The 23,313-nt window shown below is 68.0% G+C and carries 22 protein-coding genes; 12 read left to right on the top strand and 10 right to left on the bottom strand.

The genetic code is table 11. The features are described from left to right. Positions 1 to 25: 25 nt before the first annotated feature. Positions 26 to 1,168 (top strand): MBL fold metallo-hydrolase, encoded by a 1,143-nt coding sequence (locus tag NGM07_RS15705; RefSeq protein WP_253513245.1) that lies wholly within the window; start codon positions 26 to 28, stop codon positions 1,166 to 1,168. A gap of 64 nt (positions 1,169 to 1,232) precedes the next feature. Next, positions 1,233 to 1,877 carry a DUF7095 family protein gene (locus NGM07_RS15700; protein WP_253520220.1) on the top strand — a complete coding sequence of 215 codons (645 nt, stop codon included), beginning with the start codon at positions 1,233 to 1,235 and terminating at the stop codon, positions 1,875 to 1,877. Positions 1,878 to 2,305: 428 nt separating this feature from the next. Here the strand turns inward: NGM07_RS15700 and NGM07_RS15695 are convergent, their stop codons facing one another. Further along, positions 2,306 to 3,397 (bottom strand): aminopeptidase, encoded by a 1,092-nt coding sequence (locus NGM07_RS15695; RefSeq protein ID WP_253513243.1) that lies wholly within the window; start codon positions 3,395 to 3,397, stop codon positions 2,306 to 2,308. A gap of 36 nt (positions 3,398 to 3,433) precedes the next feature. Further along, positions 3,434 to 4,234 (bottom strand): class I SAM-dependent methyltransferase, encoded by an 801-nt coding sequence (locus NGM07_RS15690; protein WP_253513241.1) that lies wholly within the window; start codon positions 4,232 to 4,234, stop codon positions 3,434 to 3,436. Positions 4,235 to 4,344: 110 nt separating this feature from the next. Between NGM07_RS15690 and NGM07_RS15685 the strand changes: the two genes are divergently transcribed. Together NGM07_RS15685 and NGM07_RS15680 are read left to right on the top strand one after the other, a co-directional pair. Beyond that, complete coding sequence (locus NGM07_RS15685; protein WP_253513239.1) at positions 4,345 to 5,061, top strand: AzlC family ABC transporter permease; 717 nt, start codon at positions 4,345 to 4,347, stop codon at positions 5,059 to 5,061. After that, a complete protein-coding gene (locus NGM07_RS15680) occupies positions 5,062 to 5,406 on the top strand; it encodes an AzlD domain-containing protein (protein ID WP_253513238.1) in 345 nt (114 codons plus the stop codon). Between the two features lie 7 nt (positions 5,407 to 5,413). On the opposite strand, the gene NGM07_RS15675 is transcribed toward NGM07_RS15680, so the two are convergent. Further along, entirely contained in the window at positions 5,414 to 5,593 is a 180-nt protein-coding gene (locus tag NGM07_RS15675) for a hypothetical protein (protein ID WP_253513236.1), read from the bottom strand. Positions 5,594 to 5,745: 152 nt separating this feature from the next. Here NGM07_RS15675 and NGM07_RS15670 point away from each other — a divergent pair, with 152 nt between their 5' ends. Further along, positions 5,746 to 6,501, top strand: coding sequence for an SRPBCC family protein (locus tag NGM07_RS15670; protein ID WP_253513235.1), 756 nt, complete (start codon positions 5,746 to 5,748; stop codon positions 6,499 to 6,501). Between the two features lie 176 nt (positions 6,502 to 6,677). On the opposite strand, the gene NGM07_RS15665 is transcribed toward NGM07_RS15670, so the two are convergent. Then, entirely contained in the window at positions 6,678 to 7,505 is an 828-nt protein-coding gene (locus tag NGM07_RS15665) for a deoxyribonuclease IV (RefSeq protein WP_253513233.1), read from the bottom strand. 162 nt (positions 7,506 to 7,667) lie between these two features. Between NGM07_RS15665 and NGM07_RS15660 the strand changes: the two genes are divergently transcribed. After that, positions 7,668 to 8,159 carry a cupin domain-containing protein gene (locus NGM07_RS15660; protein WP_253513231.1) on the top strand — a complete coding sequence of 164 codons (492 nt, stop codon included), beginning with the start codon at positions 7,668 to 7,670 and terminating at the stop codon, positions 8,157 to 8,159. A gap of 41 nt (positions 8,160 to 8,200) precedes the next feature. On the opposite strand, the gene NGM07_RS15655 is transcribed toward NGM07_RS15660, so the two are convergent. After that, positions 8,201 to 9,016, bottom strand: coding sequence for a lipoate--protein ligase family protein (locus NGM07_RS15655; RefSeq protein WP_253513229.1), 816 nt, complete (start codon positions 9,014 to 9,016; stop codon positions 8,201 to 8,203). A gap of 572 nt (positions 9,017 to 9,588) precedes the next feature. Here NGM07_RS15655 and NGM07_RS15650 point away from each other — a divergent pair. Both NGM07_RS15650 and NGM07_RS15645 read left to right on the top strand, forming a co-directional pair. Continuing rightward, positions 9,589 to 10,056 carry a YbhB/YbcL family Raf kinase inhibitor-like protein gene (locus tag NGM07_RS15650; RefSeq protein WP_253513228.1) on the top strand — a complete coding sequence of 156 codons (468 nt, stop codon included), beginning with the start codon at positions 9,589 to 9,591 and terminating at the stop codon, positions 10,054 to 10,056. Between the two features lie 99 nt (positions 10,057 to 10,155). Then, positions 10,156 to 11,103, top strand: a complete 948-nt coding sequence (locus NGM07_RS15645; RefSeq protein WP_253513226.1) for a DMT family transporter — start codon at positions 10,156 to 10,158, stop codon at positions 11,101 to 11,103. A 627-nt stretch (positions 11,104 to 11,730) separates the two neighbouring features. Here NGM07_RS15645 and NGM07_RS15640 read toward each other — a convergent pair. The 3 genes from NGM07_RS15640 to NGM07_RS15630 form a co-directional block, all read right to left on the bottom strand. Further along, positions 11,731 to 13,563 (bottom strand): ABC transporter substrate-binding protein, encoded by a 1,833-nt coding sequence (locus tag NGM07_RS15640; RefSeq protein ID WP_253513224.1) that lies wholly within the window; start codon positions 13,561 to 13,563, stop codon positions 11,731 to 11,733. A gap of 179 nt (positions 13,564 to 13,742) precedes the next feature. Next, positions 13,743 to 16,961, bottom strand: coding sequence for a PAS domain S-box protein (locus NGM07_RS15635; RefSeq protein ID WP_253513222.1), 3,219 nt, complete (start codon positions 16,959 to 16,961; stop codon positions 13,743 to 13,745). A 138-nt stretch (positions 16,962 to 17,099) separates the two neighbouring features. Next, positions 17,100 to 18,038, bottom strand: coding sequence for an NAD(P)/FAD-dependent oxidoreductase (locus NGM07_RS15630; RefSeq protein WP_253513220.1), 939 nt, complete (start codon positions 18,036 to 18,038; stop codon positions 17,100 to 17,102). 400 nt (positions 18,039 to 18,438) lie between these two features. On the opposite strand from NGM07_RS15630, the gene NGM07_RS15625 reads away from it, so the two are divergent. Then, the gene (locus tag NGM07_RS15625) at positions 18,439 to 19,356 is read left to right on the top strand and encodes a serine/threonine-protein kinase RIO2 (protein WP_253513218.1); all 918 of its coding nucleotides are present in this window, start codon (positions 18,439 to 18,441) and stop codon (positions 19,354 to 19,356) included. Here the strand turns inward: NGM07_RS15625 and NGM07_RS15620 are convergent. Continuing rightward, complete coding sequence (locus NGM07_RS15620) at positions 19,342 to 19,488, bottom strand: DUF1328 family protein (protein WP_368410308.1); 147 nt, start codon at positions 19,486 to 19,488, stop codon at positions 19,342 to 19,344. The two genes, NGM07_RS15625 and NGM07_RS15620, sit on opposite strands and share 15 nt — an antisense overlap. Positions 19,489 to 20,082: 594 nt before the next feature. Here NGM07_RS15620 and NGM07_RS15615 point away from each other — a divergent pair. Then, on the top strand, positions 20,083 to 20,673 hold the full coding sequence (locus tag NGM07_RS15615; protein WP_253513214.1) for a 50S ribosomal protein L15e: 591 nt from the start codon (positions 20,083 to 20,085) through the stop codon (positions 20,671 to 20,673). Positions 20,674 to 20,850: 177 nt separating this feature from the next. Beyond that, positions 20,851 to 21,222: a DUF7522 family protein gene (locus tag NGM07_RS15610; RefSeq protein WP_253513212.1), complete on the top strand. Its 372-nt coding sequence runs from the start codon at positions 20,851 to 20,853 to the stop codon at positions 21,220 to 21,222. Between the two features lie 31 nt (positions 21,223 to 21,253). Here the strand turns inward: NGM07_RS15610 and NGM07_RS15605 are convergent, their stop codons facing one another. After that, positions 21,254 to 22,102 carry a CPBP family intramembrane glutamic endopeptidase gene (locus NGM07_RS15605; protein ID WP_253513210.1) on the bottom strand — a complete coding sequence of 283 codons (849 nt, stop codon included), beginning with the start codon at positions 22,100 to 22,102 and terminating at the stop codon, positions 21,254 to 21,256. A gap of 392 nt (positions 22,103 to 22,494) precedes the next feature. On the opposite strand from NGM07_RS15605, the gene ubaA reads away from it, so the two are divergent. Continuing rightward, positions 22,495 to 23,310, top strand: coding sequence for an SAMP-activating enzyme E1 (gene ubaA, locus NGM07_RS15600; RefSeq protein WP_253513208.1), 816 nt, complete (start codon positions 22,495 to 22,497; stop codon positions 23,308 to 23,310). Positions 23,311 to 23,313: the final 3 nt, after the last annotated feature.

The raw sequence follows: 23,313 nt of genomic DNA, 5'->3' as shown, positions 1-23,313 counted from the left end.
GGCGTCGATAGACTCCGACGAAACGATGCCAGCCAAAGTGACTCCCGAGCGACTCGCCGACATGCTCGACGCCGGCGAGGACGTCCTGTTGCTCGACACTCGCGGCGACGAGAGCTTCGACGCGTGGCACATCCGCGGCGCGAAGCAGTTCGAGTTCAGTACCGACGACACGCTGACCGACGACCGGAAGGCCGAACTCGACGAACTCGTCGACGGTCACGAACGAATCGTCACCGTCTGCGCGAAGGGAATCTCCTCGAACCACTTCGCGGAGGAATTGGAGAAAGCGGGCTACGACGTGGCGGTCGTCACCGGCGGGATGGAAGCCTGGAACCAGGTGTACGAGACGGTCGAGGTTCCGACCGATGGAGACGCCGAGATCCTCCAGATCCAGCGCCGCGCGAAGGGCTGTCTGGGTTACGTGGTCGCCGACCCCGAAACCGGGGAGGCCGCGGTCGTCGACCCGACGCGCCACGTCGCGGAGTTCGAAGCCGCCGCCGACGAGCGCGACTGGGAGATAACCCGCGTCCTCGACACGCACATCCACGCCGACCACGTCTCGGGCGGGCGGAAGTTGGCCGAGCGACTCGGCGTCCCGTACCACTTGGGCGAGGCCGCCGAGGAACGCGAGGTGACCTACGAGTACGCGCCGCTCGCGCGGAACGAAGTGGTCGAAGTCGGCGACGTCGCCCTCAAGGCCGTGTTCGCGCCCGGCCACACCACCGAGTCGGTCAACTACCTCGTCGACGACGAGGCGATGCTGACCGCCGACACCCTCCACGTCGACTCGGTCGGCCGGACGGAATTGGAGTTCGGCGACGAGGACGCCGAGGAGGGTGCGCGCCAGCAGTACGAATCGCTCCACCGCACCCTGCTGGCCGAACCCGACAGCGTGGTCGTCCTGCCCGGCCACGTCAACGTCACCAGCGAGGGGGAGTTCGAACACGGCGCGCCGGGCGAACCCGTCACGACGACCATCGGCCACTCCCGAACCGAAGTGGACCTGCTCCAAGCCGACGAGGAGGCGTTCGTCGACCGACTCACCCGCGGCGACCACGAGAAACCGCCCAACTACGAGCAAGTCATCGCCGTGAACCGCGGAGAAGCGGAGGTGGAGGCCCAGGAGGCGACCGAGATGGAGATGGGGCCGAACCGCTGTTCGGCCTGAAACCGGTGACAACATCGTTTTCCCCGCGCGCGACCAAACGCCGCCAATGAGTTCAACACAGGGGATGAGTCGGGACGAGGCCGTCGAGCGCGCGGTCGAGGTCGTCGAAACCGTCGAGACGGAGACGATGCCCGTGCCGGTCCGCGAGGTGTGGGTGTACGGCGACGCGGCGCTCGGACTCGACCCGGTCGAACGCCTCAACGTCTACGTCACGAAGGACATCCTCCTCCGGGGCGACGACGCCGACCGCGCCGAGGAGTTCGAGCGGACCCACGGCGTCAAGGGCGTGGGCAAGACCGTCCGTGCCGAGTGGGCCGACGAGCACCCCGAATTCATCCGAGCGAACGACAACGGCCACGTCGCCCCGGAGAAGTGTCTGGCCGCACACCTCCTGAACGACGGCGAACCGATTCACCTGGAAGTCTGCAACTCCAGTTTCGAGGACAACGTGACCCAGCGACTCAAGGGCGCGATGGCGCGCAAGGCCTACGAGCAGATCCTCGACCCCCGTGGCGTCTGCCTCTGGGCCGAGGGCCAGCGGAGCGACGAGGCGATGCGAAAGCTCCGCGAGAGCGAACTGGCGTTCCCGACGCTCCCCGACGCCCTGGAGATGCTCGGCATGGAGGAGAACGCCGAGGAGGCCGCCGAGAGGGTCGAATCCTACCGGAAGCGCCAGGAGGGCGCGACGGTCCGCGGCGACGTGGTGTAGAGGGCGATGCTCAGGCAGTCCCCCAACGGGGACTGCCTGAACGCCCCCGACTCGACGCTGGCGAACAGACTGCGTGTTTTCGGTTCCGCGCGGGGGAGCGCAGTGCACCCGCCTCGACCGCCCGCGCGGCGACGTTCAGGTCACGCCGCTCGTTGGCCGCGGCTTCCTACTTGAACGTTCGGAGAAACTACCGACGGACGGTCGCTTCGAATTTGGTTGCTCGCGGCTTCGCCGCTTGCTTTCTCGTGGTTTTCCGACGGACAAAGCCGTCAGAAGACCACGCTATTCCTCGCGGGTCGTCGCTGTGCTCCTCCCCGCTCGTCTGTACGAGATTCTCGCTCACTACGTTCGCTCCAAATCTCACTGCTCGCGGCTTCGCCGCTCGCTACTTCGTCATTCGCCGGACGTGATGCGTCCGGCGAATGACGCTAGCCCTCGAAACCATCCTCGAACCGGAACGTCCCGTCGCGCTGGACGACCTCGCCGTCGACCTCGATGAACGACTCCTCGCTCATGTCGACGATCATGTCGAGGTGCGCCGCGCTCTCGTTGTACGGTCGGCCCTCGGGCACCGTCTCGCGGATGGCGTCGCCCACGGCGAGGTGGACGGTGTCGCCCATCTTCTCGTCGAACAGCATGTTGTACGTGAACCGGTCGATGTCGCGGTTCATCCCGATGCCGAGTTCGCCGAGTCGGCGCGCGCCATCGTCGGTGTCGAGCACCGATTCGAGGACGTCCTCGTTCTTCTCTGCCGAGAACGCGACCACCTCGCCGCCCTCGAATTCGAGGGACGCACCTTCGACCTCGCGACCCTGGTGGACCAGCGGTTTGTCGAACAGCACGGTCCCCTCCACGGAGTCGGGCACCGGCGCGGTGAACACCTCGCCGCCGGGTAGGTTCTTCTCGCCGTAATCGTTGACCGTCTTCATGCCGGCGACGCTCATCCGGAGGTCGGTGTCGTCGCCCGAGACGATGCGGACCTCGTCGGCCGGGTCGAGGACGTCGACCATCTGGGCCTGGAACTCCTTCTGGGCCTGCCAGTCCTTGTTCACCGCGTCGTAGACGAACTCCTCGTACTCGGCGGTGCTCATCTCGGCCTTCTGGGCGTCGCCGGGCGCGGGGAACTGCGTCCCGACCCACCGCTTCCCCATGCGCTCTTTGAGGACCGGCTCCTGCGCCCGCTGGTAGGCGACCATGGTTTCGGGCGGCACGTCGCTCGGTTCGGCGGTGTTCACCGAACCCTTGACGATGACGACCGCGTCGGTCTCCTCCATCTGGGCGAGGGAGTGGTCGTGGAGTTCGAGGTCCTCTGGGTCGCTCGCGCGGAGGTACGCCCGGTTGGCGCGGGTACTCCTCAGCGACACCGCGGGGTTCGCGCCGACCTCGCCGATGCGCTCGGCCACCGCGGCCGCGAGGTCCTCGGCGACCGGCGGGGCCTGGACGAGGACGTTGTCGCCGGGTTCGATCTTCGCGGAGTGGTCGACGATGACCTCTGCGTGCGTTCGGATTCGAGGGTCCATACCCGCCGTGTTGGCCGGCGGACCGGATAGCTCTTCTCAGACCGACCCGACCGTCACGTAGAAGGGGACGACCTCGGCCCGGCGGTAGTCGTCCTCGCGCATCTGCTCGACCGCCGACCGACCCATCTCGCGCCACTCGCTCCGGAGGCGGTCGTACTCCTCGGTCGTCAGGTTGCCGTCGAGCATCGTCGCGCGGTCGGCCGCCAGCCCCTCGCCGCTGGCCTTCCGGCGGACCGCCTCGAAGTCCCGGGGGTCGTAGGGCGGTTCGACCGTCCGGGTGTGGTAGTGCCGGCGGGTCGAGAGGTCCGAGAGGCCGGCCTCCTCGAACGCCGACCGGACGCCCTCGCCGCCGAGGGTCACGTCGGTTTCGACGCCCCGCAGGTACGCTCGCCGAGCGCGGGCCGCGAGGTCGCTCTCGGCCGAGACGGTCGACTCGACCGCCACCGCGGAGTTGTCGGGTTCGACGGCCGCGACGAGGTCCGAGGAGACTCGCCGGAACTCCCGAACCGCTCGCGCGGGGTCGGGGAGATTGATGAGCAGCGCCTGACAGACCACGAGGTCGAAGCTGTCGTCGGGGAACGGCAGGCGGTTGGCGTCGCCCGCGACGGCCTCGACCCCCGCCGCTTCGCGGGCGACCGCGAGCAGTTCGAGGTCGGCGTCGACCCCCACCACCTCGCCGGGGGTCTCGTCGGCCAGCACCCGGGCGAGTTCGCCGGTGCCACAGCCCACGTCGAGGACGCGCTCTCGCGAGCCGAGTTCGAGGTCCGCGAGCGCCTCGCGGTCCTCCCACATCCCGCGTCTGGTGTCGCGGAGGTAGTCGCTGGAGAACGTTCGCACGGCTGAGTCGTCCGACGCTACGAAGACCGGCCGGAAAAGTGGGACGGTTCGGGCGGCCGTCTCGCCGGAAAACCAACACTCATACGCCGGGGCCGACCTACCAGTACACAGTGTCGTCTCCACGTTCCGACTTTCTCTCGGGGGTTCGCGTCGCCGCGCCGATAACGCTCGGCGTCTTCCCGTTCGGAATGATCGCGGGCGTCGCCGCGGTCGGCGTCGGCATCCCGGCGGTCCAGACGCTCGCGATGTCGGTCGTCATCTTCGCAGGGGCCTCCCAACTCGCCGCCATAGAGCTCATCGGCCGGAACGCCCCCGCCGCGGTGGTCGTGCTGACGGTGCTGGTCATCAACCTCCGGCACGTGATGTACAGCGCCTCCCTCGCACCGCACTTCCGGCGCCAGTCGGCCCGCTGGAAGGGGCTGTTGGCGTACCTGCTGGTCGACCAAGTGTACGCGCTCTCGATACTGGAGTTCGAGAACGACGAGGAGACGAGCCGTCGGTGGTACTACCTCGGCGTGGCGACGCCGCTGTGGCTCACCTGGCAGACGGCGACCGTCGTCGGCATCATCTTCGGAGCGAGGACGCCCGAGGGCTGGCACCTCGAATTCGCGGTCCCGCTGGTCTTCCTCGCGGTGCTCGTTCCGGCGGTCACCGACCGCGCGACCGCCGCGGCCGCGCTGGTCGGGGGTGCGGTCGCGGTCGTCGCCGCCGGACTGCCGTACAATCTCGGACTGATCGTCGCGGCGGTCGTCGGCATCGGGGCCGGACTCGCCGTCGAACGAGCGACGGGCGTCTCGACCGACGGGGCGGCCGGGGAGGCCGAGTAGATGGCCCCGACGACCTTCGACGACGCGACGCTGTGGGTGGTCATCCTCGCCGCGGGGGTCGTAACCTACGCACTTCGGCTGTCGTTTATCGCACTGTTCGGCCGCCTCGACGACGTGCCCGAGAGCGTCGAGCGCGCGCTCCGGTTCGTCCCCGCGGCGGTGCTGTCGGCGCTCGTCGTCCCCCAGTTGGTCGTCGCCGACGGCGCGGTGTCGCTCTCGCCGACGAACCCGCGGCTCCTCGCCGGCGCGCTCGCGGCGGCGGTCGCGTGGCGAACCGAGAACATCCTGGCGACGCTGGTCGTCGGGATGGGCGCGATGCTGCTTCTGAGCGCCGCGCTCGGGTGAGTCGGCCTCAGCGGCGGTTTCGCAGGGTCGTGCCGACCGCGACGGCAACTGCGAGCAGTGCGAACGCGAGCGCGACCGGACTGCTCGTCCCGTCTCCGAATCGCCAGCCGAAGGCGACGTAGCCGACCAGTCCGACGACGAACGCGAGGACGCCGACGGCTCGGACGACGTTCGATTCGAATCGCATGCAGGTACTTCTCCTCACACCCGCAAAACCGTTCGGTCGGGGCCTCCGGCCCCAAAGTCCAAGCACGGCCCCGCCGACTCGCCCGTAAGGACGGACACCATGACACGAAACGCCGCGCGCACTCGAGGTACCGCGAACGGGGGACGCCGACGATGACCGCGGAATCGGGGAACACCGCGACCGCCGAGTCGCCGAACGTGGCGAGGGAAGCCAGCCGCTCAACCGCCGGGCGGAACGCAGGCCGCAAAGGGCGGGTCGCGACCGCCGCACTCGGCGCAACGCTCGCGGTGCTCGGACTCAGGCGGCGCACGCTCGGCGGAATCGCGGCGTCGGTCGCCGGGGGATGGCTGGTCTACCGGTCGCTCGCCGGAGGCGACTCTGGCGCCGACGAACGAGGCGGGTCCGGCGCCACGACGGGCGCGACGACGGTCGAGCGGACGGTCACCGTCGGCGAGTCGGCCGACGAACTCTACGAGTTCTGGCGCGACCCCGAGAACGCGGCCGACGTCTGGGGTCACTTCGCGGAGGTGACCTCGGTCGGCGAGGACCGCCAGCGCTGGCGCGCCGAGTTGCCGTTCGGGCGCACCGCGACGTGGGAGACTCGAATCGTCGAGGACCGATCCGGCGAGTTCCTGCGCTGGGAGTCGGCGCCGGACGCCAGGCTCTCCGCCGAGGGGTCGGTGGCGTTCCGCCCGGCGCCGGGCAACCGCGGAACCGAGGTCACGCTCCGCGTGCGCTTCGACCCGCCCGGCGGGTCGGTCGGCCACGCGGTCGCGGAGCGACTCGGCGTCGTCTCCAGCGCGGTCGTGGGCACCGCGCTCCAGCGGTTCAAGAGCCTCGCCGAGACGGGCGAGTACCCGACGACCGAGCGCAACCCGTCGGCCCGCGGGAATGGCGACGTGATATGAGCGCGCTCGGCGGACGCGAGACGACCGTCTCCATGGGACAATCGTTCGTTCGGAAGTAGTCCGCCCGCCGTTGCGAGATTCGTCGCGACGGCGAGCCGTCGCGACGAATCTCGCTACTCGCGGCTTACGCCGCTCGTTTCTTCGAGCCCCGCCTCGCTCGCGCTCGGCGTGTCTCGCTACTCTCGCAGTTCCTTCACGCGCTGGATGTTCCAGGCGAACCCGCGGCCGTCCTCGTTGGGCGTTTCGAGCGCCAGCGGGACGTCGGCGAGGTCGGGGTGGTTGATGAACGCCCGCATGCCCTCCTCGCCGATGAGGCCCTCGCCGATGTGGGCGTGCTCGTCCTTGTTCGTGCCGCAGTCGTGCTTGGAGTCGTTGAGGTGGACGTACTGGAGGTGTTCCAGTCCGACCACGTCGTCGAACTCCGCGACGGTTTCCTCGACGCCCTCCTCGGTGGAGAGGTCGTAGCCCGCGGCGAAGGCGTGGGCGGTGTCGAGACAGACGTCGAGGTCCTGCTCGGAGCGGGCCAGCACCTCGGCGAGGTGCTCGAAGTCACCGCCGAGTTTCGTGCCCGACCCGGCGTCGCTCTCGATGAGCACGGTGACGCCGTCGGGAACGTCGAGTTCGTCGAGCGCGCTCGCGGCGTTGTCGAGGCCGTTGTCGAGGCCCGCGCCGGTGTGCGCGCCGAGGTGGACGTTGACGTAGGGGACGCCGAGTTTGTCGGCGGCGTCGACCTCCTTCTGCATGCTGTCGATGGACTTCTCGCGGAGGTCGTCCTTGGGCGTACAGAGGTTCACGAGGTACGACGAGTGGATGACCCACGGCCCGACGTCGTGCTCGGCCGAGAGCGACCGGAACTGCTCGGCCTCGTCGTCGTCGATGTTGGGGTCCTGCCAGACCTGTGGGGAGTGGGTGAAGATCTGTCCGCAGTTGCCGCCGTCCTCGACCTGGCTCGTCACGGCGTTGTAGACGCCGCCAGCGATGGATTCGTGTGCGCCGACTCTCATGTAACGGGAGGTAGTTATCGCCCCCTCAAAGGTACTTCGAACCGGCGCGGGCCGACCCGAACCTCGCCCGCTACGCGGCGTTCGACTCCCGAAACCCGTCGACAGGGAGACGTTCGCCTTCGAGTAGCAGTCCTTATCGCGTCCGGGATGCGACATCCGAGGATGCGAACAGTCTCCGTCACGGACGCCGAGTCGTTCGTCAGCGCGGCCGACGCGTTCCGGCCGCTCTCGGACGCGCTCGGGACGACCGACGTCGCCGTCAACTACTACGAACTCGACCCGGGCGACGGCCTCGGATTCTGCTACCACCGCCACCACGAGCAGGAGGAGGTGTTCTACGTCCAGTCGGGGAACGTGACGTTCCGGACGGAGAACGGCGACGTCGCCGTCGAAGCGGGCGAACTCGTCCGGTTCGGTCCCGGAGAGTTCCAGCGCGGGACGAACCGTAGCGACCCGGAGAGCGGCGAAGAAGCCGGCGAGCGCGCGGTCGTGTTGGCACTCGGCGCACCGCGCGTCGAGGACGAGCGAGTCGACCTCCGGCGGAAGTGCCCCGAGTGCGAAGACGAGACGCCCCAGCGGATGGGGAGCGACGACGACGCGATAGTGGCGACCTGCGCCGACTGTGGTACTCAGACCGGCCGCTTCACGGAGTGAGTCGGCTAATCGAGAAGAAAGCGTTCGTGGCCCGTACCGGTTCAGGCCGTCGGGTCTTCGCGGTCCCGGACCCACGATTCACTCTCGTATTTCCGTTCTGCGCGCTCGCGTGCGCGCGACAGTTCCTCGTCGGTCCACCCGCCCTCGTCGGCGTTGGCCCACTCGCGCAGGGCCGCCTCGACGGCTTCGACCGCCTCCTCGCGGGTCGCGCCCGACTCCTCGGCGATGGTCGTCACGCGCTCGCGGAACTCGGCGGGCGCGGTGTTGGGGTCGGCGAACACCCCGAGGTGGCGGTCGGCGTCGAGGTCGAACTTCAGCGAGCCGTGCTGGATGACCGCGTCCTTCCGGCGGTACTGGGCGTTGCCGCTTATCTTCCGTCCGTCCTCGCCCGCGACCACGTCGTGGGCCGGGTGTAACTCCCGGAGGTAGCACGCCGGCTGGTGGATCGCGGGCTGTTTCTCCGCGGTGAATCGGGCGTCGATTCCCAGTCGTTCGAAGGCGTCGAAGACGGGCGCACAGAGCAGTTCGTAGGTGTCCATCAGATCGCCCGGCAGTTCGTCGGCGGGCGCCACGATGGAGTAGGAGATGTCGCCGTAGTTATCGTGGTAGATGCCGCCGCCGCCCGTCGGTCGCCGGGTGACGGTGATGCCCTCGCGCTCGCAGAAGTCCCACGCGACCGAGTCGGGGTCCTGCCGGTAGCCCAGCGAGAGCGTGCTCGGGTCCCACCGGTAGACCCGGACTGTCCGCGGGCCGCCCCCGGCGGCGGTTTCGGCGGCGATCTCGTCCAGCGCCATGTTGAGCGGTCCGTCCCACGACTCCTCGCGCACGACCCGCCACTCGCGGTCGGCCAGCGCCATGCGAGGCGATTCGCGCGAAGCGACCTTGTGGGTTGCGGAGCGAATCGGGAAAGGGTTAAGTGCTTTAGGCCCACCTAAACCTAGTAGATGAGCCGGAACCCATTCACCGGAAAGCGCACCAGGCGGAGCGAGACGTGGGCGTACGTCTGTTGTGGGTTGTTCGGGGAGAGCGAGACTCCGGAGGAGTCTCGTAGAACGAGCGGTGGTAGCCGCGAGTAGTGAGAACCGGACGAGGGCGCAGACCGAGTCCGGCTCTCGACCAGCGAGCGGGGAGGAGTGAAACGACGACCCGCGAGGAGCGAGACGCGCTAACCTGTCGGTTCACGCGTCTCGGAGAGCGAGCGGCGGTAGCCGCGAGCAGAACGATACTCCGAAGGAGTCTCGCTAATCGAACGCGAGAGCCGTGAGCAAAGCCGAGCGGCGAGAGTCGGACGAGAACCTGCACACGCCCGACTCTCGAAGTAACGAGCGCGAACCGGCGGCACCGAAAACCGCAGCCCGATCGCTTCTCCCGGCCGCCGGAGCCACCACGGATTTGACTTCGCACGCCGTCACACGGCCCGGGGAAAACGATGGCTTCTATCCGGACTTCCGCGTTCACGCACGGCGAATCGATCACCGAGAAGTACACCTGCGAGGGCGAGGACGTCTCGCCGGAGTTGACCGTCGCCGACGTGCCCGACGACGCCGCGGCGCTGGCGGTGGTCGTCGACGACCCCGACGCGCCCGCCGGGACGTTCACCCACTGGTTGCTGTGGAACGTCCCGGCCGACACCGTGGAAATCGGCGAGGGCGTCCCGCGGATGGAGGAGGTGCCGGACCTCGGCGGGGCCAGGCAGGGAGAGAACGACTTCGGCGACGTGGGCTATCGCGGCCCGTGCCCGCCGGAGGGCGACGACCCCCACGAGTTCCGGTTCACGCTCCACGTGCTGGACGAGGAACTGGACGTCGACGCGGGCGTCCCTCGGACGGAACTTCAGGACGAACTCGACGCCGCGACGCGCGAAACCGACCAGTTCACCGCGACGTTCGGTCGGTGAGCGCCGACCCGAACCGGCCGAGGCGTCTCGTCGGTCGGTCGACGCCGCCGCGGCGGCGTCGACCGACCGACTTACGGCGCGGTTCTCGAAGAACGTAATATGAGCGAGTCTCGCACGCCCGCTATCTTCGCGCCCCTCCTGGCGGCGACGATATGGGGCGGCATGTACGTCGCCTCCAAGTGGGGCTTCGGACTGATTCCGCCGGTCACGCTCGCTTTCCTCCGCGTGGTGCTCGGTGCGGGGACGCTGCTCCTGGCGGTTAGACTCACCCGGCCGGAGCGGTCGTTCTCGCGGAGGGAGTGGCGACGGCTGGGGACCCTCGGCCTGCTGGTCGGACTCACGATGGTGACCCAGTTTCTGGGGACCGACTACACTACCGCGAGTCAGGGGTCGCTGTTGACCGTGCTGACGCCCGTGTTCACGCTCGCGTTCGGCGCTTCGTTCCTCGGCGAGCGGTTGACCCGGCGGCGACTCGGCGGCATGGCGCTGGCGGCCGCGGGGACGATGGTCGTCCTCGGGAGCCGGTACGAACTCGGGTCGCTCGGCCGGGAGAACGCCGCCGGCGTGGCCCTGCTGGTCGTTGCCAGCGCCGGGTGGGCGGCATACACCGTCGTCGGGACGCCGCTGGTCAGGCGCTACTCCGCGCTCGAAGTCGCCACCTACTCGACGGCGCTCTCGGTGCCGATGGTCGGCGTCCTGGTCCCGCTCGAACTCGGTCGGGCAGGAACGTCGGTCGCGGCGATGGTCCGGAGTCTCGGCCCGCTGGCAGTCGCCACGGTGCTGTATCTGGGCGTCGCCAGCACCGCGCTGGCGTGGTACCTCTGGTACAGCGGCGTCGAGCGCGCCGACGCGAGCGCGGTCGCGGTGGCGTTCTTCGCCCAACCGCTGGTCGGGTCGGCGCTCGGGGCCGCACTGCTGGGCGAGGCGCTCGGACCGGGCTTTCTCCTTGGCGGACTCGTCCTGGCGGTCGGCGTCTACGTCGTCGACAGCGACGCATCGGCGTCGCCGGATGACGCGGACGTCGACGGGCACGGATTCGAATCGTGACCGAACGACGAGAGAAGAAATGCTACTGACGACTAAGACAAAGGTGGTCGGTACCGTTTATGTACTTGTATTCCGTCTTACCTCTCGTGAGCCGTTTTATTCGCGTCCCGCGTTCTGGTCCCGATTGGGGAGCGTTTATGCTGGCACTCATGGCGTTCGTAGCGATCGCTCGTTTCGTATTTCTGGACTCTTCACCGACCGAAGCACTCGGTTTAGGAATTTATCAAGGAGGCTTATACGCCATTTCGATTATGATTCTTTATACGCTCGCGCGAGGAGTCCAAGCGATAGTATCTGACCAGTAGACCTCCCTTCTCGAACAGCTTCGTCGAATCCGCAGAGGATGGCGGGGTTTATCGTTCTGCACAAGGCGCCCTCTTCCGCTTCAGCGGAATCCGCTCACTGTGGCAGCACACGTGCCGTCTGACTAACCGTCCGAAATATCCTCGGCGTGCCATCCTTCGAAACTGTGGTCCGGCCATCCACCCCTCATTTAGTATCGCGAAATAGAATCCATCCAAGAGTCACCGCCGCCCTCAAAGAACCGGCGGCACTCGTCGTTCGTCGTACCGACTGGGCGTCTCGCCGCGGTTTTCGGTGAAAAAGACGATTTCTGAACCGCCGGCGTCAGTTCGACCCGCCCTGGTTCTGCCCCTTGTTCACCGTCACCTCGTTGAACATCTGCCTGCTCGTGCCGGCCGCGCCGAACTTCGGAATCTGGGCGTAGTCGTACCAGAACCGCTGTTCGAGCTGGTGGTAGACGTTGAGCAGCGCCACGTCGGCCCAGTTGGCCATCTCCATCTTGAGGTAGGCCTGGTTTCGCTTCTTTTTGGCCTGCTCGGTCGGCGCGGTGTTGTTCTTGACCGTCTGCCACGCCTGCTTGGCCTGCTTGGCCGGTTTCGTCCCCGACCAGTTGAGGTAGACGAGCGGCGCGGGCTGGGAGGTGTCGGTGTTCGGCGGGTACAGCAGTTGCAGGAAGTTGTCCGGCGCGGGCCAGTCCATCACCCAGCCGAGCGAGAAGGCTTCGAGGTTGCCGTTCCGGCCGCGCTTGAGCAGCGTCGAGAACGGCGCCGTCTCGACCGTCATGTCGATGTAGGCGCTGGCGAGTTTGTCGCGCAGGAGTTTCCCGACGTCGGGCCAGGTGCTGGAGGCCTGGTAGACCGTGAACGTGAACTTATAGCGGTTGTTCGGCCCGTAGCCGGCCTCCTTCATCACCTGGCGGGCCTTCTGGAGGTCGGTTTCCCCGTAGCTGTAGGGGTAGTTCTGCTTGGCGTGCTTCTTGTAGGCGTCCGGCCCGCCCGGGAAGATGGCCGGCGGTGTGAAGTGGTACGCCGGTCGGCCGCGGCCCTTGAACACCTGCTCGACCAACTGGGGCTTGTTCATCGCGTACGCCATCGCCTTCCGGGCGGGTTCCTCGACGGCGTTGGTGTTGAACCCGACGTAGTAGGTGTCGATGGTCGAGACGCCGAGGTAGTTGACCGTCTCGCCGTTCCGCAGCGGCCCGTACGTGCCGACCTGTCGCCCTAGTTTGTCGGTCTTCTTGACGTTGAGTTTGCTCTGGTTGTACTTCGAGGTCGGGAGGGAGAACGCGTCGGCGTTCTTGTTCATCGCGTAGTTGTACCGCGCGTTCGAGTCCGACATTATCTGCCAGTGGACCTGCTCGACGTTCGCCTTCCGACCGTGGTAGTCGTCGAACCGCGTCACCACCGCCTCGGTGCTCGACTCCCACTTCTCGAACTCGAACGGGCCGGCCCCGACGGGCGCGCTGGTGGAGAACTCCTGGTAGCTGAGCTGACCGCTCGCGCCTTTGATGTCGCCGACGATGTTCTTCGGGACCGCCGCGAACGACGTGTACGCCAGCATCTCCAGCGTGGCGTGGAACGGCTTGGACAGTTCCATCTCCAGGGTGTACTTGTCCGGCGCGCGGACCGCGAGCGAGTTGGGCTGGTAGTTGCCCTTGGCGTCGGTCGAGTGTTTCACCCCGATGGAGTCGAGGATGAAGTACGACCGACGCGAGTTCTTCGACTGGGCGAGGCGCTCGAAGGAGTAGACGAAGTCCTGGGCGGTGAGTTCCTTGCCGTTGTGGAACTTCACGCCCTGTTTGAGGTCGAACGTGTAGGTCTTGTAGTCCTTCGAGACCTTGTAGTTCTTCGCCAGCAGTTTCTCGACGGCGGTTTCGCCGTTCGGATAGTTCATCAGCGCGTCGAACACCTGCTGGATGACCTCACCCGAGGCGGTGTCGGTCGCCTTGATGGGGTCGAGCGTGCTCATCGTGGAGTTGATGAGCGAGAAGGTGCCGCCCTGGCCACCCTGCCCGCTTTGGCCGGTTCCCGTACCCTGGTTGCCGCCCCCGCCGTCCTGTGCGCCCGCCGTCCCGGCGAGGCCACCCAATGCGACAGCCGATGCCGTGTTCCCGGTCGCTTTCAGAAACGACCGACGAGTCGTGTCAGATTCCGCCATTGCGCGCCGAACCACGGTAGCACACCACATTTATCTCCGTGTCGGTGAACGGAAACAAGCGGTTTAGTCCAATCCGTCGAGCCTACAGTTTTTCCGGAGGAAAAGGTACGAAAGGGGATACGCCGAACGTGGCGGCTCGCGAACAGTCCGGGTGCGAATCGAACGCGCCCCAGTTCCGGTCACGACTTCGAGACGCTCGCACCGCCGACCAGCGCGCCGTCGACCACCTTCTTCTGGGCCTTCCGGAGGTGGTGGTGGAACGTCGGCGGCGACACCTCCATCGAATCGGCGAGGTCCTCGGCGGTGCTGGTCCGCGGCCAGTCGAAGTACCCGCCGAAGAACGCCGCCTCCATCGTCGCTCGCTGGCGCTCGGTCAGTCTGTCCACCAGCGTCTCCCGGCGGTCATCGCCCGAGGACCGACTCGTCTGTCGCTGGGCGACGAAGTCGATGTCGGGGTAGGCGTCCTCTATCGCGTCCAGTATCGTCCGGACCTCCACCCGGGGCGGCACCGTCACCGTCATCCGGTAGTCGCCGTCGGCGATGACCGCCTCCGCGACCCGGCCGCCGTGGTTCGCCAGCACCGAGATGGCCGGCGGTTCCGACAGTCGGAGTTCGAACCGGCGCTCGTCGCCCGCCTCGTCGAGGAACGCGAGCGACTCGAAGTGCGGGAACGCCTTGACGACCGCCCGTAACGTCTCGACGCCGTCGTCAGTCACGGTTCCGTACTCCAAGTAGGTGTCGCCGTCGACCGGCACCGTCCGCTCGAACCGAATCTCGCCGTCGGTCGGTGTCTCGTCCCCGAGGACGTCGCGGAGGCGGAAATCGAGTTCGACCCGTTCGTCGCTCAACAGCGCCTGTTTGCGTTCGAGCGCGTTGATGGCGTGGCCGACCACGTCGCCGAGGCGCGAGAGGATCGTCCGCTCGTCGTCGTCGAACGCGCCGCGCCTGGCCGAGTAGACGTTCAGGACGCCGTATAGCGTCCCCTCGTAGGTGATGGGAACCGCGACCGAGGCGCGGAAGCCGTGCTCGCGGGCGTGGTCGCGCCACTCCGCGTAGTTCGGGTCCTCGAAGGCGTCGCGGGTGACCTGCGCTCGCTGGGTGAGCACCGCCCGTCCGGTCGGTCCGAGTTCCTCGACGCCGTCGTCGAGAGGAATCGAGATGTCCTCCAGATACCCCTCGACGCCCGACTCCGTCCGGAGGGTCACCCGCTCGCGCTCCAGGTCGGCCGCGCCCACCCAGGCGAACTCGTAGGACTCGGCGGCCGCCAGTCGCTCGCAGACCAGCGACTCGATCTCGTCGCGACTGGACTGCTGGAGGACCGCGTGGGTGATGTCCTGAACGAGCGAGTTGAGGTCGTCGAGCGCGGCCAACTGCTCGCGCTGGCGCTTCAGTTCGCGCTCGCGGCGCTTGCGCTCGGTGATGTCTCGGACGATGCCGCACCGGCCCCACCGCTCGCCGTCGTAGGGATAGGGGCCGAATCGGCTCTCGACGGGGACGGCGCTTCCGTCCCTCGCCCGCAGGTCGAACTCCAGTCGCGCCCCCTCGCGGTCGCCCTCCCATACGTCGGCGGCGAGTCGGCCCGCGGCCGACGAGACGTCGGCGTCGTGGACGACCGCCGCGGGCCGGCCCAGCAGTTCCTCGCGCTCCCAGCCGACCATCTCCAGGAAGGCGTCGTTCGCCATCGCGAAGTCGCCGTCCGGGTCGAGCGCGTAGACGCCGTCCCAACTCGACTCCACGATGGTTTCGTAGCGTTCGAGGTGTCGCTCGCGCTCCTTTCGCGCGGTCACGTCCCTGACGACGCCGACGCGGACCTCGTCGGTCCCGTCCTCGGTCGGCAGGAGCGAGAACGTCGCCTCGGCCGTGATGGTCTCGCCGTCGGCCCGGCGGAGGTCGGCCTCCATCGTCGTTCGTTCCCCGCCGGCCCGCATCTCGCGTTCGCCGTCGCGGGCGGCCGCGACGGTCCGATCGTCGACCACGAGCGAGACGTGCGCGCCCAGCAGTTCCTCGCGGTCGTAGCCCGTGATTTCGCAGTAGGCGTCGTTGACCGTGACGAACTCCTGGTCGTCGTCGACCACGTAGACGCCGTCGTCTATCGTCTCCAGTATCGTCTCGTAGCGTTCGAGGCGTCGCTCGCGCTCCTTGCGCGCGGTCACGTCGGTGAAGACGCCCTCGATGGCCCTCGCATTGCCGGACTCGTCGGTCACCGCGCGACACTGCGAGCGAATCCACCGGCGTTCGCCGTCGCGGGTGCGGATGCGGTAGGTGCCGCGATAGACGCCGTCGAACTCGAGTTGGTCGGCGACCGCCCGACGGACGGGTTCGCGGTCGTCGGGGTGCATCAGGTCCTCCCACTGGACCTCGCCGTCGGTCAGTTCGGCCGCCGTGTAGCCCGTGAGCGCCTCGACGTCCTCGCTGAGGAACTCCATCGGCCACGGACTCTCGGGGGCGCCGCGGTAGACCACGCCGGGGACGTTGCGGACCAGCGCCCGGTAGCGCCGCTCGTTCTCCTGGAGTCTGCGCTCGCGCCGGCGGCGCTCGGTCACGTCCTGGAAGTAGACCGAAATCCCCGACTCCGAGGGGTAGGCGTTGACTCGGAACCACCGCTCGGGGTCGGCGGCGTACACCTCGTAGGCGACCGACTCCTGGGTCCGGAGAGCCTCGTGGAGTCGGTCGTGGGAGTCCGACTCGCGGGCCGCGGGGAACGCCTCCCAAAAGTTCCGGCCGAGCAGTTCCGACTCCGACCGCCGGATGAGGTCCTCGGCTCGGTCGTTGACGTAGGTGAACCGCCACTCGTCGTCGAGCGCGAACATGGCGTCCGAAACCCTGCCCAGCACCTCGCCGAGTTCGGCCCGCAGGTCGTCGCGCTGGCGGGCGAGTTCCCGCTCGTGGTCGTCGAGCGGGGTGCCGGTCCGGGTTCCGTCGCCGGGTTCTCCCCGAATCGCGGCGACGAAGCCCGCGAGTTCGGCGTCGGTTCGGACCGGGGCGAGTCGGAGTGCACAGTCGCGGCGCTCGCCCGCGGGCGTCTCGACCGCGACCGAGAGCGAAGGCGAGGGTGAGGGTGAGGGCGAGAGCGAGGAGGAGGGCGCCGAACCGCCGTCTCCGGGTTCCGCGGGCGGCGGCGCGAGCGCGCCGCCGTCCGCGTCGGCCGAGAGTTCGGCGAAGCGGTCGCTGACCGCCTCGCGGTCGGCGGGCGCGAGCAGTCCCTCCAGCGCCTCGCCGACCAGCGCGGTGCGCGGGCGGCCGACGACGCGCGCCGCGTCGTCGTCGGCCGCGACGACCGTGCCGACGGGGTCGAGTTCGAGGACGCCGTCGCCGGTCGCCCGCGCCAGCGCGCCCGACCACCCGGCGCCCGCGAGCGCCGACCCGCCCTCCGCTTCGGGGGTGCCTCCGGTGTCCATGTTACACAGTTAGAGTCGCCCGGCCGAGATAAATCCGCGGTGTGAAACGTGAATGACGGATAGTTCTCGCGCGGACCGACCTTCGGAACGTCGACGCGCCGGCGGTGCGCCGACGGGGTACCGGTGCGAACTGATTGGTCAGTCGTCCCCGGTCGCCCGCTCCTCGTCGTCGGCCCGGTTCTCCCGGAGCGCTTCGGCGCGGGCGAGGATGCGGTCGTCGTCGACGTGGTCGAGGAGTCGTTCCTGGCCCCGCTCGGCCCGGCGTTCGACCTCCTCCTCGGAGACGTACGTCTCGAACTTCCGGTCGAGTTCCCGTTCGCGGAGTTCGACGAGGCGGTCCTCGTCGACGTCGCAGTCGTCGGGAATCTGGGCGTCGAACCACTCTCGCCACCGGTCGGGGTCGGCCCACTCGCCGGTCAGTTCGGCATCGCTCCGGACCCAGTCCCAGTGGTCGGCGAGCGCGTCGGGGAACCCCCGGTCCCGTCGCACGTCGGCGATGATCGTCCGGGCGACGCGCGCGCCCTGACCGGCGGACATGATCGCCTGGGCCTCCGCGTCGCCGACCGGCGCCGCGACGTACACCCCGTCTATGGGCGTCGTCCCGTCCTCGTTCGGGAACTCGCGGTCGAAGTGCTCGTGTTCCTCGCCGCCGTGGTCGTGGGTCACGAACATCGCGTCCTCGTCGCCCAGCGGCCGGAGGAAGTCGGCGTCGTACCGCGCGGCCGCGACGACGCGTTCGGCCGTGACCGACTCGCCGTCCTGGGTTTCGACGCGGAAGCCGCCGTCCTCGCGGTCGACCGCCTCGACCATGTCCGCGACGAGTTCGCACCCGGCCTCCTCGGCGTGGTCGTGCATCAGGCCGTACAGCGTCTCGATATCGATGCCCGCGGGGAAGCCGAGGTAGTTCTCGAGATACGCACAGCGCCGGAGCGAGGAGTTGCCGCGGTCGAAGACGACGGTGTCGAGGCCGTACCGCGCGGTGAACACGCCCGCAGAACAACCCGCGGGGCCGCCCCCGACGACGACGACGTCGTAGTCAAACTCGCCGCTCTCACCGGTCGCGTCGGCGGCGCTCATCGGCGGACCGCTCCGTCGGTTGCGGTCGCACCGATTCGCCGACGGCCGGAGCGTTGTTCGTCCACTCTCGTCGGCGGTTCGTACCGTCGCAGTTCGCCACTCATGGGTTTTAGGCTCGCCTAAAAAGATAAAACCGTTTCGATTGTTGAGCCGGACGAGATTGCGCCGTAACCCCGCGACGAGTCGAGTTACAGGCGAACTCGTCGCTCGTTCGCCGGCTCTCGTCGTCGTCCGCTGACCTGTCAATGTGCGTTTTCGTATATCGTCATTTGATTTATCGGGGTGGCGGACGGGTCACCGACGACGCTCGGCCGTCCGGTTCGAAGCGCTCGGAGGTGACCGAGAGCCGCGGTCGGACGTGACGCGGGGCTTTTACCCGCGGGCCGACTACGGCCACGCGATGGTTCAGAACGTCGCGGGCCTGCTGGCCGAGCTGGAGCCCGAGGATTTCCACCTCCTCTCGGGCGTCGAGCAGGGGATGCGCTTCAGCGAGTGGGTCGCCCGCGAGAAGATTCCGGAGTTCTCGCGGCTGACCGCCGAGGAGGTCGACTACCGCATCGACCGGTGTCTCGACCGCGAACTGATCGAGCGCAACACCATCCAGTACGAGGGCTACCAGCTGAAGTTCGAGGGCTACGACGCGCTGGCGCTCCACACCTTCGCCGAGCGGGGCACCCTGGAGGGGTTCGGCGCGCCGCTGGGCGTCGGCAAGGAGAGCGACGTCTACGAGGTCCAGTCGTACAAGCCGCTGGCGCTGAAGTACCACCGCGAGGGTTACACCAACTTCCGTGAGGTCATGCGCGAACGCGACTACACCTCCGACCGCGAGCACGTCTCGTGGCTCTACACCGCCCGGAAGGCCGCCGAGCGCGAGTACGACGCCCTGGAGACGCTGTACCCCGACGTCCGGGTGCCCCGGCCGGTCGACCACAACCGCCACGCCATCGTGATGGAGAAGATAGACGGCGTCGAACTCTCGCGGACCAGGCTCGAAGAGGGGCAGGTCGTCGGCGTCCTCGACCTGATCCTCTCGGAGATGGGCGACGCCTACGAGGCAGGCTTCGTCCACGCCGACATGAGCGAGTACAACGTCTTCGTCAACAGCGAAGGCATCACCATCTTCGACTGGCCCCAGGCGGTGCCGACCGACCACGAAAATAGCGAGGAGTTACTCGAACGCGACGTCGAAAACGTGGTGAGCTACTTCCGGCGGAAGTACCCGCGGCTGGTTCCGGACGACCCGGACTGCGCGTCACTGGCGGCCGCGCTCGCGGACGGGTCGTTCACGACCGTCCGCGAGCACTCACAGCACGAGTGAAACCACCGCGAGCACCAGGAACGCGATCACCAGCCACTTGGCGATGTCCATCGACAGGCCGGCGACGCCACCGGCCCCGAGCGCGCCCGCGATGATGGCGAGGACGAAGAACGCGATGGCGAGTTCGAGGATCGCCATGCTATCGCCCTCCCGCGAACCGCGAGTCGGTTTCGCGCTGACTGACTGCCGGCCGGTCTGACTTGGCGTACGGCATAGTTCAGATACACGGCGTCCCGATTCTTTACTATTCGGGGGGTAACGGACCCCGCGCTGGAATAACGTGACCTTAGTTTCGCCGCCGACGGTTACGTTTTCCGGCCGGTTCCGCGGAACGCGCGAGCGGACCGTTGCAGACCGTTTCACGCCGGGTATCGGTCCCCATCGCGAGAGCGCGCCGAGGCAGACGACGAAGACGCAGAGAGCGGTGAGGACGGTTCGGCGACGGTCGTAGAATCGAGCGGCGACGGCCGACGGGAACACGGTCGCGACGCGATGGCCGAATCGAGGACGGACCGAAGACGAAGCCCTTAAAGGCGAACGACGAGAAATTCGGGTAACTCGCTGGCGAACGGGCACCAGCGGGCACCTGCGCGCCCCGGGAGCGGTCGACGACCGCCCCCGGGGCCGCAGGACGGAATGTGGCCTGTGAGGTGCTTCGCGCCTCGAAACGTCGCGGGGTCACCCGCGGAGGCAGGCTGAACCACCCAACGCCCGTGGTGATACACCATGGCAAAAAGCTTCTATTCCCACATCAAGGACGCGTGGAAGAACCCGAAGGACGGCGACCTCGCCGAACTTCAGTGGCAGCGAAAGCAAGAGTGGCGCAAGCAGGGCGCCATCGAGCGCATCGAGCGACCGACCCGCCTCGACAAGGCCCGCGAACTCGGCTACAAGGCCAAGCAGGGCGTCGTCGTGGCCCGCGCGAGCGTCCGCAAGGGCTCGGCCCGCAAGCAGCGGTTCAAGGCCGGCCGGCGCTCGAAGCGGACCGGCGTCAACCGCGTCTACCGGCGCAAGAACGTCCAGCGCATCGCCGAGGAGCGCGTCAGCCGGAAGTTCCGCAACCTGCGCGTGCTCAACTCCTACTGGGTCGGCGAGGACGGTAGCCAGAAGTGGTTCGAAGTGATTCTGCTCGACCCCGAGCACCCCGCCATCCAGAACGACGACGACCTCAACTGGATCTGCGACGACGCCCACCAGGGTCGCGCGTTCCGCGGACTGACGGGCGCGGGCAAGGACAACCGCGGCCTCCGCAACAGGGGCACGGGCGCCGAACACGTCCGACCGAGCAACAACGGCGGCCAGGGTCGCGCGAAGTAACCGACCGGCCGACGCCGCGATTCCGATTCGATTTTTCGACGCGATGGATACGAGCCGACAGCGGCGCAATTAGACCCGTTCGGCGGGTCGTACAACGCGAAAGAGTGGTAAACCTAATCGGTCGAGAGTCCGTGACCGCGGCCCACATTAACGGGGGTACGGGACGTAGCCGAGACGATGGTCGACCCGAGCGAACTGACCGAGACGCTGCGAACGTCGGTCGGCGACGACCTCCGCATGGTGGGCGTCTACTCCGAGCACGACTTCGACCACCTCTACCTCCGCGACGAACTCGCCGACCGCTACGAGCCAGCCGACCTCGATACGCTCCGGCGAGAGATAATCGTGCTCGCGCTCGGGCGGGAGAAGGTCGAGGACGTGACGAGCGCCGGGCCGCTCCGTCGAATCGTCTACGAAACCGAAGACGCGTTCGCGGTGCAGGTCCCGTTCGACGGCCACGACGGCGTTTTCGTCAGCATCGACGCGGACGCGCGGTCGAAACTGTTCGACGTGGCCGACGCCGTCGAGACGTGGACGGACGGCGAGTGAACTGACGACACGCTCTGGTCCGGAGCGGCGGTCAGGCCACCGCCAGCGCGACGGCCGAGACGCCGACCAGCGCGACGTGAAACGCCATGTGGGCGACCATCGCGGCCTCCAAACTCCTTCGCCAGTAGAGCCAGCCGAAGCCGACGCCCGCGACCGCGTTGAGGCCGACGGTGCGGACCACGAGCGCCGGCGTCGGTTCGACGACGGTCGCCAGCGCGGGCAGGTGACCGACCCCGAACAGGACCGCCGAAGCGACGATGGCGACCCACGCGGTCGAGGACGCCAGCGTCGCGCGACGCTCGCCCGCGACCCGCGACCGCACCGAGTGGACGACCCACGCGAAGAGGGTCAACAGCCCCCAGCGGAGGAGCAACTCCTCGGTGATGCCGCCGTAGAGGAGTCGAACCGAGAGACTGGACAGCAGGCCGGCGAGCGTGGTCGTCTGGGGCGTGGGCGTGACCGCCGCGAGGTCCTCGGCGACCAGCGGTGCGAACGCGACGTCGAGGGCGACGACGGCGAGGTAGGCCGCGGCGCCGACGGCCGCGGCGGTCGTCACCTCCGGCCGGAGCGCTCCGAGTACCGGCGGCCCACCCCGAACTCGCTCGTCGACGTGCGAGCGCAGGCCGACCCGCGGCGCGAGCGCGAGGCCGACGCCGACCGAAATCGCGAGCAGAATCGCGGGTTGAATCATCACGAGCGCGGCGAGCGCGGGGCCGGACACCTCCGGCAGGCCGGGGACGCCGCCCTCGCCCGTCGCGGTCGAGATTCCGACCGCGAGGACGCCGAGCATCCCGAGCGCGAACAGCGCGGCGAACCGCTTGACGAACGAGGCGTCGCCCGCCGTCTCGGCGGTCGTCGCAGTGTCGTCGGTCTGATGCATACGGTTTCGTCCGAGGGTTCGAGCCCTGAAAACTGCGTCGGTCGATCGAGGGGGCGAAACCAGACCGACCAACCGCCGGAAACGCTCGGTGAGTCGAACAACCGGAAGCGCTCGGTGAATCGACCGGCGGGCGGGACTGAAAGGGGCCGGCCGCTACGCGAACCCCGGCGAAGCAAGCACTGGAAGAAGCGAACGCAGTGAGCGACTGAAGCGCGCAGCGAGCCGCGGGAGTGTAGCGGGCGGGGGCTTTCGATGCAGTCGTCATCTAGATGTCGACTTTCCGTGCGAGTGGGCAGTGGGTTCCGGGAACGTCACGGTCACTGCGATTCGGACGACCAAACGTGAATTTTCGAGGCCGCGGATTTATACCCGAAAGCGCCCAACCCACGAGCATGAGTCTCTCGCTCGACGCGACGCAACTCGACCGGTACTCGCGTCACATCATCATGGACGAGGTGGGACCCGAGGGCCAGTCGGCACTGCTCGACGCCGCGGTGCTCGTGGTCGGCGCCGGCGGACTGGGCGCGCCCGTAATCGAGTACCTGGCGGCGGCGGGCGTCGGCACGCTGGGCGTCGCCGACGACGACGACGTGGAGTTGAGCAACCTCCAGCGCCAGGTCATCCACGGCGACGACGACGTGGGACGCCCGAAGGTCGAGTCGGCCGCCGACTTCGTCGCCGACCTCAACCCCGACCTCGAAGTCCGGACCCACGAGGTCCGAGTCGACCCCGAGAACGTCGAGGACCTCATCGCCGACTACGACTTCGTGGTCGACGCCACCGACAACTTCCGGACCAGGTACCTGATAAACGACGCCTGCACGCTGTCGGGGACGCCGTTCTCCCACGGCGCCATCTACAAGTTCGAGGGGCAAGTAACGACGTTCACGACCGAAGGGCCGTGCTACCGGTGTCTGTTCCCCGAGGCGCCGCCCCAGGGGATGGTCCCCGACTGTGCGAGCACGGGTGTCCTCGGCGTCCTGCCGGGCACCGTCGGGTGCATCCAGGCGACCGAGACGGTGAAGTACCTGCTCGACGCGGGCGAACTGCTCGACGGCCGGATGCTGTTCTACGACGCGATGGACATGAGCTTCGAGGAACTGGAGTACAGGCCCAACCCCGACTGTCCGGTGTGCGGCGACGAACCCATCGAGTCGCTGGCCGACGTCGAGTACGCCGAGGAGTCCTGTCCGGTGCGGGCCGACTGAGGC

Origin of the sequence: Halorussus vallis (assembly GCF_024138165.1) — an archaeon.
Taxonomy (GTDB): domain Archaea; phylum Halobacteriota; class Halobacteria; order Halobacteriales; family Haladaptataceae; genus Halorussus; species Halorussus vallis.
Note: the sequence above shows the minus strand (reverse complement) of the source record. Positions and strands in the feature narration are given on the sequence as shown.